The following is a 15797-nucleotide window of genomic DNA, read 5'->3' on the forward strand; positions in this document are numbered from 1 at the left end:
CGCTCGACATCCTGTTCAGGACATCAGAGCGCCTCGCGAGTTCGGCTGCATTGATCGGGATCAAAGACTGGGGTCGGCCCAGGGGTCATCCTGTGCGTCATTCCGAAGGAGACGCTCCGTGCCCCCCCTGACCAATCTCAAGACACCAGCGGCGGCACGTTCCGCGTCAACCCGTCGGGTTAGCGGTGTTCCGCTCAGGATCGCGCAAGTCACCCCGCTCTACGAAGCCGTACCGCCCAAGCTCTATGGCGGGACCGAGCGGGTCGTCGCCCATCTGACGGACGCCCTCGTCGATCTCGGTCACGACGTCACGCTCTTCGCCAGCGCCGACGCCCAGACCAGGGCGCGTCTGGTGCCCGTCCGTGATCAGGCCATCAGGCTGGACCCGTCACCCCTGAAATCCGATCTGGCCGCCCATATGGCGATGTTGGGAGAGGTCCTGGACCGCGTGGACGATTTCGACGTCATCCATTTCCATACCGACATGATCCAGTTTCCGATGTTCAAACCTTTTGCGGACAAGACCCTGACGACGCTGCACGGGCGGCTGGACATGAAGGATCTGCCGGGCGTCTACCTGCGCTGGTCGGAGTTTGCCCTGATCTCGATTTCCGATCACCAGCGTCAGCCCTTGAGCTTCGGTAACTGGCAGGCGACCGTTCATCACGGCATGCCAGCGGCGCTTTATGAGTTCGTTCCCGAGGCCGAGGGCTACCTCGCCTTCCTCGGCCGGATATCGCCGGAAAAGCGCCCTGACCGCGCCATCGAAATCGCCACCCGCCTGGGGAAACGTCTCAAGATGGCGGCCAAGGTCGATGCGGCAGACCGGGTTTATTTCGAGACCGTCATCAAGCCGATGATCGACGCCAATCCGCTGGTCGAGTTCATCGGAGAGATTGGCGATCAACAGAAGTCCGAGTTCCTCGGCGGCGCGGACGCCCTGCTCTTCCCCATCGATTGGCCTGAACCGTTTGGCCTGGTGATGATTGAGGCGATGGCCTGCGGCACGCCCGTCGTCGCATTTCGCTGCGGGTCCACGAGCGAGATCATCGAGAATGGCGTGACCGGCTTTCTCGTGGACACCCTGGACGAGGCCGTCGATGCGGCGCGGAACGCTCCACAATTGGATCGAAAGGCGGTCCGCGCGGAGTTCGAACGCCGCTTCTCCGCCGCGGCCATGGCCCGGCGATATGTGGTCGAGTACGAAACGCTCCTCTCGCAGAAACCCAGATTGACCATCATGCCAGACAGATCTTACCGGTCGGCTGCCATGCTGGCCGCAATGGCTCCTTCAGCCGCAGAGCTTGTCTCAGCCCCAGGGTTGATCGGTCGACCCCACGCCGACCCGCTTCTGCAATCCTGACACCATCCGGCAATTGATCGGGATCAAGGATTGGCGCGGTCAGCGCGGTAGAGGATCGGCCCAGCCGCCGGAGTTCCGCCGTGAAAATCGATCTCAGTCGTATGCCTCGCTATGGTCCTATGCGCCTGTGCGCCTGCCCCGGACCTACGCGGCACGCACGCCTCGGCAGCCGAGCCGCTGCCGCCTGGACCACCCTCAGCGTCAATTATGCGCGGCGCTGAATTTGCGCAGACCAACTGTTCGAGCTGCCATGCCCTGGTCTTTGGAGACCTCAGCCCGCTGTCGGCGGCCCCGCCGTTGCGAGAGATCAGCCGCCGCTATCCAGTCGAGCAGTTGGGCGAAGCGTTTGCGGAGGGATTTGTTTCGACCCACTCCACCATGCCCGAGTTCGTGCTCGACGCGGGCCAGAACCGGGACCTCCTCGCCTATCTGGCCTCGATCCAGACAGAGTAAAGGCCGGTTAGCGATGAGCGGGACGTGGCTGGCGGTGCGCCCGCATCCTGGGCGACGGCATCCGCTGGATGCCCCACGCCAAAGCGCATCCCAGGGCGGCGGCGACGCCTGTGATGGATAAGGCGATGGCAACGAGATGAAGCGACATCGTAGTTCTCCCGACTGAACTCCCTGGTCGCAGAAAATCGCAAGCTCTACATTGATCAGCATCAAAAGCGGTGAAGTTTGAAGCCGAAGTCATTTGATCCAGATCAAACATAGGATGGGGTGAATGCGGCGTGGAAGCCTATGATGAACTATGGTCGCCGTTCCGAAGCCTCTGCTTGTGCCGCGATCACCTCCGCCTCCCGGATGTGTCGAACGGCCTCAAACCAATGACTGCGGGAGCTGTGGCGCTCGGGCATTGACGGTTTGCGGCGCTGTGGAGGACCCCGACCTCGATCGTCTCAGCGAGCTGGCGGAGGTCATGAAGCTGAAGACTGGAGCCGTCCTGGCGCGTGAGGGCGAGCCGGCCCCGCACGTCTTTACGATCACCTCCGGATCCTTGCGGGTCTACAAACTGCTGCCGGACGGGCGCAGACAGATCACCGGCTTCCTGTTTGCGGGGGATTTTCTCGGCCTGGCGATCGAGGAGGCTTACGTCTTCACGGCTGAGGCAATGGAGCCGTCCACAGTCTGCCGGTTCAGGAAGGGCCCGTTTCGGGCGCTGGTGGATAGCTCGCCGCCGCTGGAACATATGCTGCTGCACCGAACGATGCACGAACTCGCCGCCGCGCAGAACCAGATGCTGCTGCTCGGCCGCAAGACTGCGATCGAACGTATGGCGTCGTTCCTTCTGGACCTGCCCGGTCATGATCCTGCCAGGCCCAGCGCACCGGGGCATGTCCGGCTGCCGATGAAGCGGGCCGAGATCGCCGACTATCTCGGCCTGACGATCGAGACCGTCAGCCGGGTCCTGACGCGGATGAGGATCAAGGGCCTGATCTCGATGCCGTCGCAAAGTGAACTTATTGTCGAACGTCCCGATCGATTGCGCCAGCACGCGCGCGGCGAGGTCGATCCGCTCACTTTGAGCCAGATCAAGGCTCTCGCCGCCAGAGCGCGGTAGTTGGCGGCGCCAACGGAGCGCACACTATGCCGACCTCAGAGACCTGCCCGCCCATTCACGGCCGCGCCGTGGAGACAATCGAAAGCCTTTTGACGCACGAGCGTCTGATGAGCATCGGCGTCAATCGGCCTGACGGCTGGCCCCAGGTGACCACCGTGGGCTACATCAACGACGGATTGAATCTGTACTTCGTTACCAGCCGCGACAGCCAGAAGCTGGCCAATATCCAGGCGGATCCTCGCGTTTCCGTCTCGATCCATTCCGACGTGAAAGTTGAGGGAGCAGTCGGTGTCTCGATGGCGGCACGAGCGGTCGAGGTGAGCGATCCGGTCGAGGTCGAGCGGCTGAACCGCATGATGTTCGATCGGTGGCCGATGGTCAGTGTCTACAGCCCGGCGACCAGTTCCATCGCGATCGTGCACCTCAAACCCGAGTTGATTTGCGCCATCAGCGTTTCGGCCGGACGCAGCAAGACGGAATGCTTCTCGCTTGGCGACGCCGGTGTTTCGTACCCCGTTGGATCCCCCGAGGCGGCAAGCCCCGACGCCATGAGCGCCGAGGCTCGCCTTTTTTAACTTCAGACTTGGGACAGGCGCACCAGGGCAAAGGTCGCCAGGAGGGCGACGAAGGCGCTGGTCACGAAGCTGGTGATCACGCCGGCGGCGGCGGGATGGTCGCGAACCGTCGATGATAGATGTTCACGGGTGTTCGCTGCGGTTGCTTCTGCCTCTTCACGCAGCCGATCGGCCGCGCGGGTGATGGCGTGGGTCGAACGCGTGACGGCGTCGCTCGCCTCTGAGCCGGTTTTGCTGGCGGCGTCCTTGAGGTGATCGGTGGCCTCGTCGGCGAAAGCATGCAGGTCGTGGCTGAGGGTGTTCAGGGTCGATTTGGTCATGGGAGGCTCCGTTGAGATGACACCTCATCCAAACCGATCGCAGACGCTCTGTCGGTGATCTGGATCAAAGTCATTCTCGTTGGGCCGCCCTAGTCTGGCCTGACACAGCCTCGTTCTGGCCCCTTGGGGTGGACCATCCATGCCTGCAACATTGCTAGACCCGCCGTCCGACATCGCGCTCAATCTTGCGCTGTCGCTGATATCCGCATCGGTTGCGCCGGTGCTTCTGCTCGATGGCGACCTGTCAATCGTCGCCGCCAGCCAGTCGTTTCGTGACGCGTTCAACGTGGGGCCGGAAGACATTCCCGGCGCACGTCTGGCGGACCTCGGTAATGGCGAATGGAACAGCCCGCAGCTCTGGTCTCTCCTTAAGGCGACAGCCTACGGACAGGCCTCGATCCGCGCCTACGAGATGGACCTGACGACGCCGGAAGGCGTCAGACGGCTCATCCTGAATGCGCAACGTCTGGACAATGGGATTGGCCGAGGCATTCGGCTGTTGCTGTCGATCCAGGACATCACGGAAGCTCGGGCTCAGGCGCTGCAAAAGGACGACCTCATCCGGGATAAGGCCGTCCTGGTCCGTGAGATCCAGCACCGCGTTGCTAACAGCCTTCAGATCATCGCCAGCGTATTGATGCAGGGCGTCCGCAAGGTTGGCTCGGATGAAAGCGGCAGCCATCTGCGCGACGCCCACCAGCGGATCATGTCGGTCGCCGCCGTCCAGCGCCAGCTCGCCAGCTCTGAACTCGGCGACGTCGAGTTGCGCAGCTACTTCACCGACCTGTGCCGCAGCATCGGCGACTCGATGATCCGCGACCGCCACCGCGTCAGCCTGAGGGTCAGCGTCGATGACAGTGTCGCCTCGTCGGGACGGTCGGTCAGCCTGGGCCTGATTGTCACCGAACTGGTGATCAACGCGCTCAAGCATGCCTTCCCGCAGGATCGCGAAGGTCTGATCACCGTCGAGTACCGCAGCCACGACACAGGCTGGACCTTGATGGTTTGCGATGACGGGGTCGGCATGCCGACGGATCCGGCAGCTGCCAAGCCCGGCCTGGGGACCGGCATCATCGAGGCGCTCGCCAAACAACTCGGTGCGACGGTCGAACATGCAGACGGCAAACCCGGTCTGCGCGTGTCGATCATTTGCGCCCCAACACCCACCAACGCGTCCTGAAAGGACCACCCATGGCCAACTCCATCCTGACCCCCGACCGTGCAGGCCTCGCCGAAGAGCGTGAGGCCCAGCCCGTGATCCACCACACGCCGCAGGGCTTCTCGGACCATTTCGCTCTCGGCTTCACCAAGCTCCTGCGCTTTTCGGCCGACACGTTTTTCGCCAAGCGCTACGGCCACCGCGCCATCGTGCTTGAAACGGTCGCAGCCGTGCCCGGCATGGTCGGCGCGACGATTCAGCATCTGACCTGCCTGCGCCGGATGAAGGACGACGACGGCTGGATCCGCACCCTGATGGAGGAGGCCGAGAACGAACGGATGCACCTGATGACCTTCATCGAGGTGGCCAAGCCGACCTATTTCGAGCGGCTTGTGATCCAGCTCGTCCAAGGCATCTTCTACATCATCTTCTTCCTGCTCTACCTCGTCTCGTCGCGCACCGCACACCGGCTTGTCGGCTATTTCGAGGAAGAGGCCGTCATCAGCTACTCCCTGTATCTGAAGGAGATCGACGAGGGTCGGTCGCCGAACGTGCCCGCGCCTGCGATCGCCATCCACTACTGGAAGCTTCCGGCTGACGCGACGCTGCGCGATGTTGTGGTGGTGGTCCGCGCCGACGAAGCCCACCATCGTGACGTCAACCACGGCTTCGCCAGCTCCCTGAATGGCGAGACCGTCGATAAGACGCTCTCGGCGCCCTATCCTGACCACGCCGTCGAGCTACACGCCTAGGGACACCGCGGGATGCCCAGAAACCGACATGTCGAACGCCACCTGATCGGCCGGATGGGTTGGTTGAGGGCGGCCGTGCTCGGCGCCAACGATGGGATCGTCTCGACCGCGAGCCTAATCGTTGGCGTCGCCGCGGCCGATGCCGGCCGCAGCGGCATCCTGGTCGCCGGAGTCGCTGGGCTGGTCGCCGGGGCGATGTCGATGGCGGCAGGCGAATACGTCTCCGTCAGTTCGCAGTCGGACGCCGAGAAGGCTGACCTCGACCGTGAACGCGGCGAGCTGGCGTCGGCGCCGGAGACCGAGCTTCGGGAACTGGCAGGGTTCTACGTCGCGCGCGGCCTAGCCGAGGACTTGGCTGGCCAGGTCGCGGCCCAGTTGACGGCGACGGATGCCCTGGCGGCCCACGCCCATGATGAGCTGGGCATATCGGCCCACACCACCGCCCGTCCGATCCAGGCGGCCATCGCCTCAGCGGCGGCCTTTTCGGTCGGTGCCGCCGTGCCTCTGCTTGTCGCCGTCGTTGCGCCTTCGTCGATGACGGTCGTTGCGGTGACAGGAGCCGCCGTCGTAAGCCTCGCGGTCCTCGGCGCCGTTGGGGCCAAGGTCGGCGGCGCGGCGATCCTGAAACCAATCGTGCGCGTCACGCTCTGGGGCGTCCTCGCAATGGCGATCACTGCCGGCATCGGCCGGCTTTTCGGGGCGATCGTGTGATCGGTCTCAACGCGACCAAAGGAACGCCATGGCCGATCCGAACAGAATAGCGATCATCGGCGCGGGGCATGTGGGCGCGACGGCCGCCTATGCCCTCATGCTCCGGGCGCTGTTCCGTGACATCGTGCTGATCGACAGCAACCCTAGCCTGGCTGCGGCGGAAGCCGCCGACATCGCAGACGCCAACGCCCTGGCAAGACCCGCGCGGATCCGGGCAGGCGACTACGCCGACGCGGCGGGTGCCCGCATCGCTGTGATCACAGCCGGAGGGGCGACCCATGGATCGCAGACACGGCTCTCCGTGGCCGCCGAAAGCGTGACGATTGTCTCCGACTGCGTCAGACGGCTTATGGCGGCCGGCTTCAAGGGCGTCCTCGTCGTCTCGGCCAATCCCGTCGATCTCATGACCCTCGTCGCCGCCCATTGGTCGGGGCTGCCGTCGGCACAGGTCATAGGAACCGGCACTCTGCTCGATACGAGCCGCCTCAAGCAGACCCTGTCCCAGGTTCTTAATGTCGCCGCCGGCTCCATCGAAGGGTTCGTGCTGGGCGAGCATGGCGACAGCGAGGTCGCCTGCTTCTCCACGGTTCGGATTGGCGGGCAAACCCTCGATCAGTTCTGTGCCGATCATGACGGCCTGGACCGCACTTTGATCGCCCGTCAGGTCCGTGACGCCGGGTATGACATTGTCAACGGCAAGGGTTACACCTCCTGGGGCGTGGCGACCGCCATCGTCCGCATTTGCGAGGCCATCGTGCGCGACGAGCGCGCCGTTCTTCCGGTATCGACCCTGCTGGCTGGGCAGTACGGCCTGTCAGGACTATGCCTGAGCCTTCCCTGCGTCCTCGGCGCCAGCGGCGTCATGCAGATTATCACGCCCGACCTCACTTCGGACGAGGCAGCAGGCCTGGCCGCCTCGGCGGCGGTCCTGCAGACGGCCTTCGCCGCCCTGTCGACCACAGCGGAAATTGCTTGAGGCGCCGTTGACCTGCATCAACGACGCAGGCGGAGTAACGGGCAGTCTGTGGGACATGTCCCTACGCACCTCGATCGCCAAAGTCGCCGCGGCCTCGGCCCTCTTGCTTCTCGCATCCTGCGAGACTTCCGACAGAACGCCTGACGGATCGCCAGCCGCCACGGCCGAGGCGACGGGGTTGCCCTCGCTTTCGGGGACCATGGATGCGGAAGCCGCATCTCGCGGTCGAGCGATCGCAATCGTCGGCTGCGCGAGCTGCCATGCCATAAACTCCACCGGCGCCAGCGCTTTTGCAGCGGCGCCGCCATTTCGAGATGTCGTCCGTCGTCGATCTCTGGACGATCTCGAGACGGCCTTCGCCACCGGACTGGTGACCACCCATCCCGCGATGCCGCCCTATGTCTTCAGGGCCAGCGAGATCGACGATCTGATCGCCTACTTCGGAACCCTGAAAGCGGCGCAGCAGGCCCCGCGCCGCGACTAGGTCGCTTCTCTTCGCTGCAAACTCGTTTTGCCGTCCGGTCCCATCAGGATGGTGACGACCGTGAGCATCGCCATAACGGCGACGGCCCCCGCCAAGGCATTCACGCCGAAACTGCGATAGGCCAACGCACCGATGATCGCCCCGAGCAAAAGGCCGCTCCAAAGCAGCAGGAACGGCGCCCAGCCGTAGGGGTCGCCTCCGAGACCTGCGGCTACCAATCGCTTCCCAACCTTCACCAGGGTCCCGGTCATATAGGTCAGACCGATCCGGACCTCGCCATCCTCGGCGAAGACGGTGTTCTCCGCCCCCATGGCGAGCACCATCGGGATCGCCACAAGCGCGCCAAATCCCATCCAGTGCAGGCCGACGGCTGCCGCCAGCAGCGCGGTGACCAGGCCCAGAACCGCCGGTCGCCGATGAACCTTTGCGATCCGACCGGTGATCGCGCCCGTCATCACGCCGACGACGAAAGTGACGATCAGGGCGGCGGCGATGCCGGCGCTTGACGAGCCTTCCGCAAGACCGATGCCGAGCCGTGTCGAGTTGCCGCTCATGAAGGAGACGAAGAAGCCTCCGGTGACGAGAAATCCAATTGCGTCCACATAGCCGGCGACGCCCGAGAAGCAGGCGGCGAGAGCACGAACGCGGCGATCATATCGCTGCATCAGAGCCGGACCGACCGAAGCCGAAGCGCGTTGGCGATGACACTGACCGAGGACAGCGCCATAGCCAGAGCCGCGAGCGCGGGAGAGAGCATCCATCCGAACGTCGGATACAGGACACCGGCCGCCACCGGGATGCCGACTGCGTTGTAGCCGAAGGCGAAGATCAGGTTCTGCCGGATATTGCCCATCACCGACTTCGACAGACGTCTGGCCTTCACAAGTCCCTCCAGGTCGCCGCCCAACAGGGTGACGCCGGCGCTCTCGATGGCGACGTCCGAACCCGTGCCCATGGCGACGCCCACATCGGCAGCCGCAAGCGCCGGCGCATCGTTGACGCCGTCGCCCACCATGGCGACCACCCGGCCCTCGCGGCGCAGTCGGGAAACGACGGCGGCCTTGTCCTGTGGCAGGACCTCGGCCTGAACCTCGTCGATGCCAAGACCTCGAGCGACGGCCTCGGCGGTCGTCCGGTTGTCTCCGGTGATCATAACCAGCTTCAATCCAGCGGCCTTGAGCGCAGTGATAGCGTCCGACGTCGTCGATTTGATCGGGTCGGCGATGCCGAGGATGCCTGCGGGCCTGCCGTCCACCGCCACAAAGATCGCCGTGGCTCCTCTTGCACAAAGGTCGTCGGCCCGGCCCTCCATGGCGGAGACATCGACGGAGTGGTCCTTGAGAAAAGCTGCGTTACCGAGGACGATGGCCCTCCCCTCGACCACGCCGGATACGCCGCGTCCGACGGGGCTGTCGAAGTCCTTCGCCTCGACGAGATCGAGCTTCCGATCCGTCGCCGCGCGGACGATGGCGTCGGCCAACGGATGCTCGCTGCCGCGTTCCAGGCTGGCGGAGAGCCGCAGCAGTTCTGTTTCGTGGAAGCCGGTGACGGGCAGGATCGTCGTGACCGAAGGCCGTCCCTCGGTCAGGGTGCCGGTCTTGTCCAGGATCAGGGTGTCGACCTTTTCGAGCCGCTCCAGCGCTTCAGCGTCACGGATCAGGATGCCTGCCCGCGCCCCGCGTCCGACGCCCACCATGATCGAGATCGGCGTCGCCAGGCCGAGCGCACAGGGGCAGGCGATGATCAGCACCGACACGCCCGCCAGCAAAGCGTAGGACAGCCGAGGTTCCGGTCCGACCCAGCCCCAGACGACAGCCGCGATCCCCGCGACGCCGATCACCAGGGGAACGAACCCGCCTGAGACCGTATCGGCCAGCTGCTGGATCGGCGCCCGGCTTCGCTGGGCCTGGGCGACCATCTGGACAATCCGCGCCAGAAGCGTGTCCGAGCCGATCCGGTCGGCCCGCATGATAAAGGAGCCGGTGGTGTTCAATGACCCCGCCACGACGGCGGCGCCCACACCCTTCGTCGCGGGCATGGACTCGCCCGTGATCAACGACTCGTCGATGGCGACCCGGCCTTCGAGGATCTCGCCATCGACCGGAACCTGCTCCCCGGGACGGACGCGCAGCCGGTCGCCAATCGCAATCGAGGCCAGAAGCACGTCCTCGTCCGATCCGTCGTCTCGAACACGGCGCGCCGACGTCGGAGCCAGGCTGAGCAGAGCCCGGATCGCGCCCGAGGTCTGTTGCCGCGCCCGAAGCTCGAGGATTTGTCCCAGAAGAACCAGCACGATGATCACCGCCGCCGCCTCGAAATAGACCGGCGCGCTGCCGTCCATCTGGCGCAGCGCAGGCGGGAACAGGTCCGGCTTCAGGACAGCAAGCACGCTGTATGTCCAGGCTACGCCGACGCCCATGGCGACCAGGGTAAACATGTTCAGACGCTGCGTTCTCAGCGAGGTCCAGGCGCGCTCGAAGAATGGCCAGCCGCACCAGAGAACGACCGGTGTCGCGAGGCCGAACTGGATCCAGTTCGATACCTGCCCCGGGACGATGCGGTGCAGGTTCAAGACGTGCCCGCCCATCGCAAGGGCGAAGACCGGGGCCGTCAGGGCGAGACCGATCCAGAAGCGGCGAGAAAAATCGACCCGCTCGGGATTGGCCGTCGGCTCGGCCGTCGCCAGTTCAGGTTCCAGCGCCATCCCGCAGATCGGGCACACGCCCGGCGTGGGAAGCCGGATTTCCGGATGCATGGGGCAGGTGAACATGAGGTTCAACGTCCCTGCCCCACAGAGGCATCTAGACGGGATGACAACGCTCTCGTCCAAGGTTTCAGGTCAATCTGGCGGGACTGCCCGGGCTCCAGCCAGTAGCGCGCATCGCCGACGTAGGCGGCCATCGCCTCGCCGGACGTCACGAGAACACGGATGCATCCTTCACCAGCGTCGATTTCGATCGCCACTCGCCGACCGCGCCATTGCAGCGGAAACCGCATGGCGGTCCAGACGTCTGGCAGCTGGGGGCTGATGCTGATCCCATCCTCACGGAATGTTATTCCGGCGAAGCCGAGCACGGCCATCAGCCAGACGCCCCCCAGGGCTGCGATATGAACGCCGCCGCCGATCGCCGCCTTGTCGTCGCCGAGGTCGATCGCAGCCGTTCTTCGAAAATAGTCCAGGGCCTTGTCCGTCAGCCCCAGACGGGCGGCCGCGAGACCGTGCATCGCCGTGCTCAACGAACTGCCATGGCTGCACCGTGGTTCATACCAGACGAAGTTCGCAGCATCGGCGGGGCCAGGAAAACTCTCCGGCAGAAGGACAAGGAGGGCGACGACATCCGCCTGTTTGATGACCTGCGACCGGGCGATTCGTTCACGCCCCAGAACGACATCCATCGGCACCGAGCGGCCGGCATAGGCCGCTAGGTCGATCGGTTCGAGGCCGGCATAGCCTTCGAACTGTTCGAACAGGCCCGTCGAAGGATCCAGCCCGGTTGCGATGGTCCCCTCGAACGCCTCCCAGGCGTTTAGTTCGGCTTCTTCGATCGCCAGGCTTTGAGCCAGCTCAGCCCACCGATCGGACCAGCGTGTCCGCAGGAGTTCGACGACTTCCAGGCCGCGTTCGACATTCCAGCGCGCCATGACGTTGGTGAAGGCATTGTCGTCGATGGTCTCGTGATACTCGTCGGGACCGATCACCCCGCGGATGTGCCGTTTGCCGTCGGCTTCCAGACCCGCCCGGCTGACCCAGAACCGGGCGGTCTCCAGCACGATCTCGGCGCCGGCGTCGCGCATGAACGTCTCGTCGCCCGTCAGCGTCCAGTATTGCCACACGGCATAGGCGACATCGGCGCTGATATGCTGCTCCTGGGTCCCGCAAAGGATGTCGAGGACCTGGCGATCAGGACCCACGGCATGCGGCGGTGTCACGTCTGCGCCAGTGTCCGCCGACTCCCAGGCGTAAAGCGCACCGCGCCAGCCAAGGCGTTCGGCTTTCGCCCTCGCGCCGTCGAGCGTGTGAAACCGATACATCAGAAGGGCCCGGGCCGCGGCGGGCCAGGTCAGGCAGTAGAAGGGAAGCAGGAAGATTTCCGTGTCCCAGAACACATGGCCCGCGTAGTCGTCCCCCGTCAGCCCGCGCGCCGCGATGGAGACCGATTCATCGTCCGGGTTGGCGGCCCCGTTCAAATGATAGGCCGCGAACCGCAACGCCTGCTGCGCCGCCGGATCGCCGTCGATCTCGATGTCGCTGGAGGCCCACCGATCAGCCCAGGTCGCTTCGTGCTGCTCCACGATTGCGGTCCCACCCATGACGACAGCCGCCCTGAGATCCGCGAGCACGCCTGCCGCCTGGGTCGTGTCGTCGCCACTTCCACGTCCAAAGGCGACCAGACGTTCGAACTCCACGACCTGGCCGACGCGCCCGCGCCATGCCCCGGACGCGCCCAGCGCCCCAACGGCGGTCGGCGCCATCACGTCGCCATCGATCCGGACCGAGGCCGAAACCGCCATCACCAGCGTCTTGCCTGACCGACGGGTGCGCCATTGCACGAGACCGGGCTCTTCGTAGTCGGCGATCAGGGCGGCGTCGGCGGCGGCGACCTCGGCGTCCAGACAGAGATCCGTCTCACCGTTCCGGACCTCGAATTGGATACGCTGAAGGCCGATCGCGCGCCGGCTCGCGGAAACGAGGCGCAACTCGCGTGTCCGCGACAGGGCATCGTCGCTCGAATGATCACATTCGATCAGGAGCATGCCCCGCTTCATGTCGAGACAGGTCCGCCGGGGCGGGACCTCGCGTCCGCGGAGCCCTCCGCCTCCCGACTCTCGAATGCGGACTTGAAGCCAATCGGGCGCCAGGACCAGCCTTGGCACGGCGTCGGCCGCATCGGAGGTATCGAACAGACCTGCGACCGACGTCCTGGACGGTCTCCTTCGGCAGTTTTCACGGGTCATCGCGCCTTCGCCACGAACGCCGAGGAAGCCGTTGCTCAGAGCGAAGCGGGACTGCCGACTGCTTTCGCGCAAAGGATCGTCACCCACGGCGTCAAGACGCCAGGCGGGGTCCGAGGTCACGTCGAACGCGATTATGGACGAGGCGCGCGTCGTCATGCCGCCTTCCCCGTCAACCGACCCGCGACCAGGGCGGCGATATCGACAGCGTCAAGTGTCGCGACCACCAGATCGGCGCCCGCAGCCGCCAGCAGCGCGGTTTCGCCATTGCGGGCGATGCCGAGCGCCCGCATGCCCGCCGCCTTCGCGGCCTCAATCCCGGCAGGCGAATCCTCGACCACGAAACAGTCTGCGGGCTGCGATCTCAATTCCGTCGAAGCGAGCAGGAAGATGTCCGGAGCGGGTTTCCCGTGTGCCACGGCCCGCCCGGACACATCGGCATCGAAGGCCTTCAGGAAGGTGTCGCCATTCTCCAACCGGATCGACCGCATCATCGCCGTGGCGTTCTTGGACGACGAGGCTGCCGCCATACGGATGCTCCTAGCCCCCAAGGCCTGGACGAACCGCACGGCGTCTGGGAAGGCCTTGATGCGCCCCGCACGGATGAGGGCTTCAAGCCGGGCCTGTTTGCGGATGGCATAGACGCCGGACCTCGACTCGGCGTCGGGTACGCCGAGCACGACGAGCGCGGCTAGCGCGCCGTCAAGCCGCGGCTTGCCCGCCACTTCGGTCCGGTACATCTCCGGCGTGAACCGCGCGGGGTCGCATAATCCCTTGAGCGCCTCGCGCCAGGCCTGTTCGTGCGGCGACGCCAGCAGCACGCCATCGACGTCGAGGATCGCAGTTGTAAGAAATGACATCCTTCGAGGATGTGCTCGCCCGGACCTTAACGCCTTGAGCCAGATCAAGGACGGGTCATGTTTTTGCGTTCAGCGCATGGCGATGAGTGCGCCTCCCGAGGCCAACATCGTATTTCGCACAAGTAGTTTCTTCGACGCTCAGACTACAGCCGAGAATACCGAGAGCCTCCACGGCCTAGAAATCGTCGGAGCACCCCGCCGTGGCCTCACAGACCACGCTATCGGCAGAGGCACCACGACGCTCGATCCGCAAGGCTCAACCATCCCGATCTCAACGCCGCTCAAAACACCGACGAATCCATACCGACACGTTGGCAATCTCATTGAGACGATCCCGTCATCTCACTCACCATCCAACGTCGTCAAAGCGCTAGAAGCGGCCTCTAGTTTGATCGAACACGCAACATTCAGTGGGCCGTCGCGGTGCAGGCGCTCAAGTGTGCCCGACAGGCTCAGCCGGGTGTGGTTCACCCCTTCCGTCTCAGGTTCAGGCGCATCGGCCTCGGCCTGCCGCGAGGCTCCTCTTCGCTGGCCGGCCCCATCAGGCTCAAGCCGCGTGCACAGCGGAGTGAGTCGCAGGGCGTGTCGACGCGCCCGAAAATCAGCGATATGCCTAACTAACCCGTAAAAAACAAACATCAAACTTGTGTGAATGCCCAATGCAGGATCGTCGTCGTCCATCTACGGTCGAGTGGCCACCAGCTGATACGGGAGGCCAAAAGATATAAGCAACGTCCTAGGGAAAAGACGCCGATGGTTTCGCTGACAGTGGGAAGCGCGGGGGATGCACGCCTGAGCGCCGTGTATCGCAAGAACATGCTGCGGCTCATCCCGTTCATATTCGTCTGCTATCTGTTCAACTACCTCGACCGGGTGAACGTCGGATTCGCAAAGCTTCAGATGCTCGATGATCTGGGCATGAGTGAAGCCGTGTACGGCCTGGGCGCCGGCATCTTCTTCCTCGGCTATATCGCCTGCGGCGTGCCCAGCAACATGATGCTCAAACGGTTCGGCGCGCGACGCTGGATCGCGACGATCATGATCCTGTGGGGCCTGCTGTCGACGGCCCTGATGTTCGTCCGCACGCCGGAAGGCTTCTATGCCCTGCGCCTGCTGACCGGGGCCGCCGAAGCCGGCTTCTTCCCCGGCGTCGTCCTTTATCTGACGCAGTGGTTTCCATCTGCCCGACGCGGCCGGGTGATGACCCTGTTCATGGCCGCCATCCCGATCTCCGGCGCACTTGGCGGACCGTTCTCGGGCTGGATCCTGAGCCACTTCTCGGCGGCGCAAGGCGGCCTTGCGGCCTGGCAGTGGCTGTTCCTGCTGCAGGGATTGCCCACCGTCGTTCTGGGCGCAGTGGCTTTCTTCGTCCTCAAGGACAGCCTGCACAGCGCGCCCTGGCTCGACGCCGAGGAAAGGGCCACCCTCAGCGCCGATCTGGAAGCCGACGAAGCCCGCGCGCCCGGCAAGGTCGTCGGCGCCTTCAGCCAGGTCATCCGCAACCCCATCATCTGGGGCCTCGGCGGCATCTATTTCTGCATCCAGGCCGGCGTTTATGCGGTCAACTTCTGGATGCCGTCCCTGATCAAGGCCAGCGGCTTTGCCGATCCCGGCGTGATCGGGTGGCTGAGCGCCATCCCCTACACGGCCGCCGCCGTCTTCATGATCGCCATGGGCCGATCCTCTGACGCCCGGCAGGAGCGCCGTTGGCACGTCGTCGCCTCCCTGGCGATCGGTCTGGCCGGCCTTCTGGTCGCCGCCGCCTTCTCCGGCAATCCGGTGATCGTCATGGCGGGTCTGACCTTCGCCACCATGGGGGCGATGACAGGCCTAGCCCTGTTCTGGCCCCTGTCCTCCGGCGTGATGGGTGCGGGCGCGGCGGCGGTCAGCGTCGCCCTGATCAACTCGATGGGACAGTTCGCTGGCTTCGCCAGTCCTTATTTCATCGGCTGGATCAAGGACGCGACCCACAGCACAAACCTCGCCCTCTACAGTCTGGCGGCGGTGATGTTCGTCGGCCTGATCCTGGTGATGCGTTCGCGGATCGCCGGACAGGGCCGGTGATCCGCCCCCTGCAGCACCG

At 64.8% G+C, this 15797-nt stretch carries 16 protein-coding genes; 10 read left to right on the forward strand and 6 right to left on the reverse strand.

Going from position 1 to position 15797, the window contains the following annotated elements; genetic code table 11:
- Nucleotides 1-199: 199 nt before the first annotated feature.
- From AC3ISA_RS00575 to AC3ISA_RS00590, 4 genes are all read left to right on the forward strand, one after another.
- On the forward strand, nucleotides 200-1363 hold the full coding sequence (locus tag AC3ISA_RS00575; RefSeq protein ID WP_489180132.1) for a glycosyltransferase family 4 protein: 1164 nt from the start codon (nucleotides 200-202) through the stop codon (nucleotides 1361-1363).
- 207 nt (nucleotides 1364-1570) lie between these two features.
- A complete protein-coding gene (locus tag AC3ISA_RS00580; protein ID WP_489178867.1) occupies nucleotides 1571-1816 on the forward strand; it encodes a c-type cytochrome in 246 nt (81 codons plus the stop codon).
- 466 nt (nucleotides 1817-2282) lie between these two features.
- Nucleotides 2283-2924, forward strand: a complete 642-nt coding sequence (locus AC3ISA_RS00585; RefSeq protein ID WP_489178868.1) for a cyclic nucleotide-binding domain-containing protein — start codon at nucleotides 2283-2285, stop codon at nucleotides 2922-2924.
- A 26-nt stretch (nucleotides 2925-2950) separates the two neighbouring features.
- Entirely contained in the window at nucleotides 2951-3499 is a 549-nt protein-coding gene (locus AC3ISA_RS00590) for a pyridoxamine 5'-phosphate oxidase family protein (RefSeq protein WP_489178869.1), read from the forward strand.
- Between the two features lie 2 nt (nucleotides 3500-3501).
- On the opposite strand, the gene AC3ISA_RS00595 is transcribed toward AC3ISA_RS00590, so the two are convergent.
- Nucleotides 3502-3819, reverse strand: coding sequence for a hypothetical protein (locus AC3ISA_RS00595; protein ID WP_489178870.1), 318 nt, complete (start codon nucleotides 3817-3819; stop codon nucleotides 3502-3504).
- Between the two features lie 139 nt (nucleotides 3820-3958).
- Between AC3ISA_RS00595 and AC3ISA_RS00600 the strand changes: the two genes are divergently transcribed.
- The 5 genes from AC3ISA_RS00600 to AC3ISA_RS00620 all read left to right on the forward strand — a co-directional run bounded on the left by AC3ISA_RS00600 (nucleotide 3959) and on the right by AC3ISA_RS00620 (nucleotide 7901).
- Complete coding sequence (locus AC3ISA_RS00600; RefSeq protein ID WP_489178871.1) at nucleotides 3959-4999, forward strand: sensor histidine kinase; 1041 nt, start codon at nucleotides 3959-3961, stop codon at nucleotides 4997-4999.
- Nucleotides 5000-5010: 11 nt separating this feature from the next.
- Nucleotides 5011-5730 carry an alternative oxidase gene (locus tag AC3ISA_RS00605; protein WP_489178872.1) on the forward strand — a complete coding sequence of 240 codons (720 nt, stop codon included), beginning with the start codon at nucleotides 5011-5013 and terminating at the stop codon, nucleotides 5728-5730.
- Between the two features lie 12 nt (nucleotides 5731-5742).
- Nucleotides 5743-6441, forward strand: a complete 699-nt coding sequence (locus AC3ISA_RS00610) for a VIT1/CCC1 transporter family protein (RefSeq protein ID WP_489178873.1) — start codon at nucleotides 5743-5745, stop codon at nucleotides 6439-6441.
- A 28-nt stretch (nucleotides 6442-6469) separates the two neighbouring features.
- Nucleotides 6470-7417 (forward strand): L-lactate dehydrogenase, encoded by a 948-nt coding sequence (locus AC3ISA_RS00615; RefSeq protein ID WP_489178874.1) that lies wholly within the window; start codon nucleotides 6470-6472, stop codon nucleotides 7415-7417.
- Nucleotides 7418-7616: 199 nt separating this feature from the next.
- Nucleotides 7617-7901, forward strand: coding sequence for a c-type cytochrome (locus AC3ISA_RS00620; protein ID WP_489178875.1), 285 nt, complete (start codon nucleotides 7617-7619; stop codon nucleotides 7899-7901).
- On the opposite strand, the gene AC3ISA_RS00625 is transcribed toward AC3ISA_RS00620, so the two are convergent.
- The 5 genes from AC3ISA_RS00625 to AC3ISA_RS00645 all read right to left on the reverse strand — a co-directional run bounded on the left by AC3ISA_RS00625 (nucleotide 7898) and on the right by AC3ISA_RS00645 (nucleotide 14395).
- Nucleotides 7898-8566 (reverse strand): YoaK family protein, encoded by a 669-nt coding sequence (locus tag AC3ISA_RS00625; protein ID WP_489178876.1) that lies wholly within the window; start codon nucleotides 8564-8566, stop codon nucleotides 7898-7900. The genes AC3ISA_RS00620 and AC3ISA_RS00625 overlap by 4 nt on opposite strands.
- A complete protein-coding gene (locus AC3ISA_RS00630; protein WP_489180133.1) occupies nucleotides 8566-10656 on the reverse strand; it encodes a copper-transporting P-type ATPase in 2091 nt (696 codons plus the stop codon). The genes AC3ISA_RS00625 and AC3ISA_RS00630 overlap by 1 nt, the downstream gene beginning before the upstream one ends.
- A gap of 20 nt (nucleotides 10657-10676) precedes the next feature.
- The gene (locus tag AC3ISA_RS00635) at nucleotides 10677-13013 is read right to left on the reverse strand and encodes a glycosyl hydrolase family 65 domain-containing protein (protein WP_489178877.1); all 2337 of its coding nucleotides are present in this window, start codon (nucleotides 13011-13013) and stop codon (nucleotides 10677-10679) included.
- Nucleotides 13010-13762, reverse strand: coding sequence for an HAD family hydrolase (locus AC3ISA_RS00640; RefSeq protein ID WP_489178878.1), 753 nt, complete (start codon nucleotides 13760-13762; stop codon nucleotides 13010-13012). Before AC3ISA_RS00640 ends, AC3ISA_RS00635 begins: the two co-directional genes overlap by 4 nt.
- Nucleotides 13763-14056: 294 nt before the next feature.
- Nucleotides 14057-14395: a hypothetical protein gene (locus AC3ISA_RS00645; RefSeq protein ID WP_489178879.1), complete on the reverse strand. Its 339-nt coding sequence runs from the start codon at nucleotides 14393-14395 to the stop codon at nucleotides 14057-14059.
- A gap of 72 nt (nucleotides 14396-14467) precedes the next feature.
- On the opposite strand from AC3ISA_RS00645, the gene AC3ISA_RS00650 reads away from it, so the two are divergent.
- Nucleotides 14468-15778 (forward strand): MFS transporter, encoded by a 1311-nt coding sequence (locus tag AC3ISA_RS00650; protein WP_489178880.1) that lies wholly within the window; start codon nucleotides 14468-14470, stop codon nucleotides 15776-15778.
- The last annotated feature ends 19 nt before the right edge of the window (nucleotides 15779-15797 follow it).

The organism is Brevundimonas sp. KH_058 (assembly GCF_057838505.1).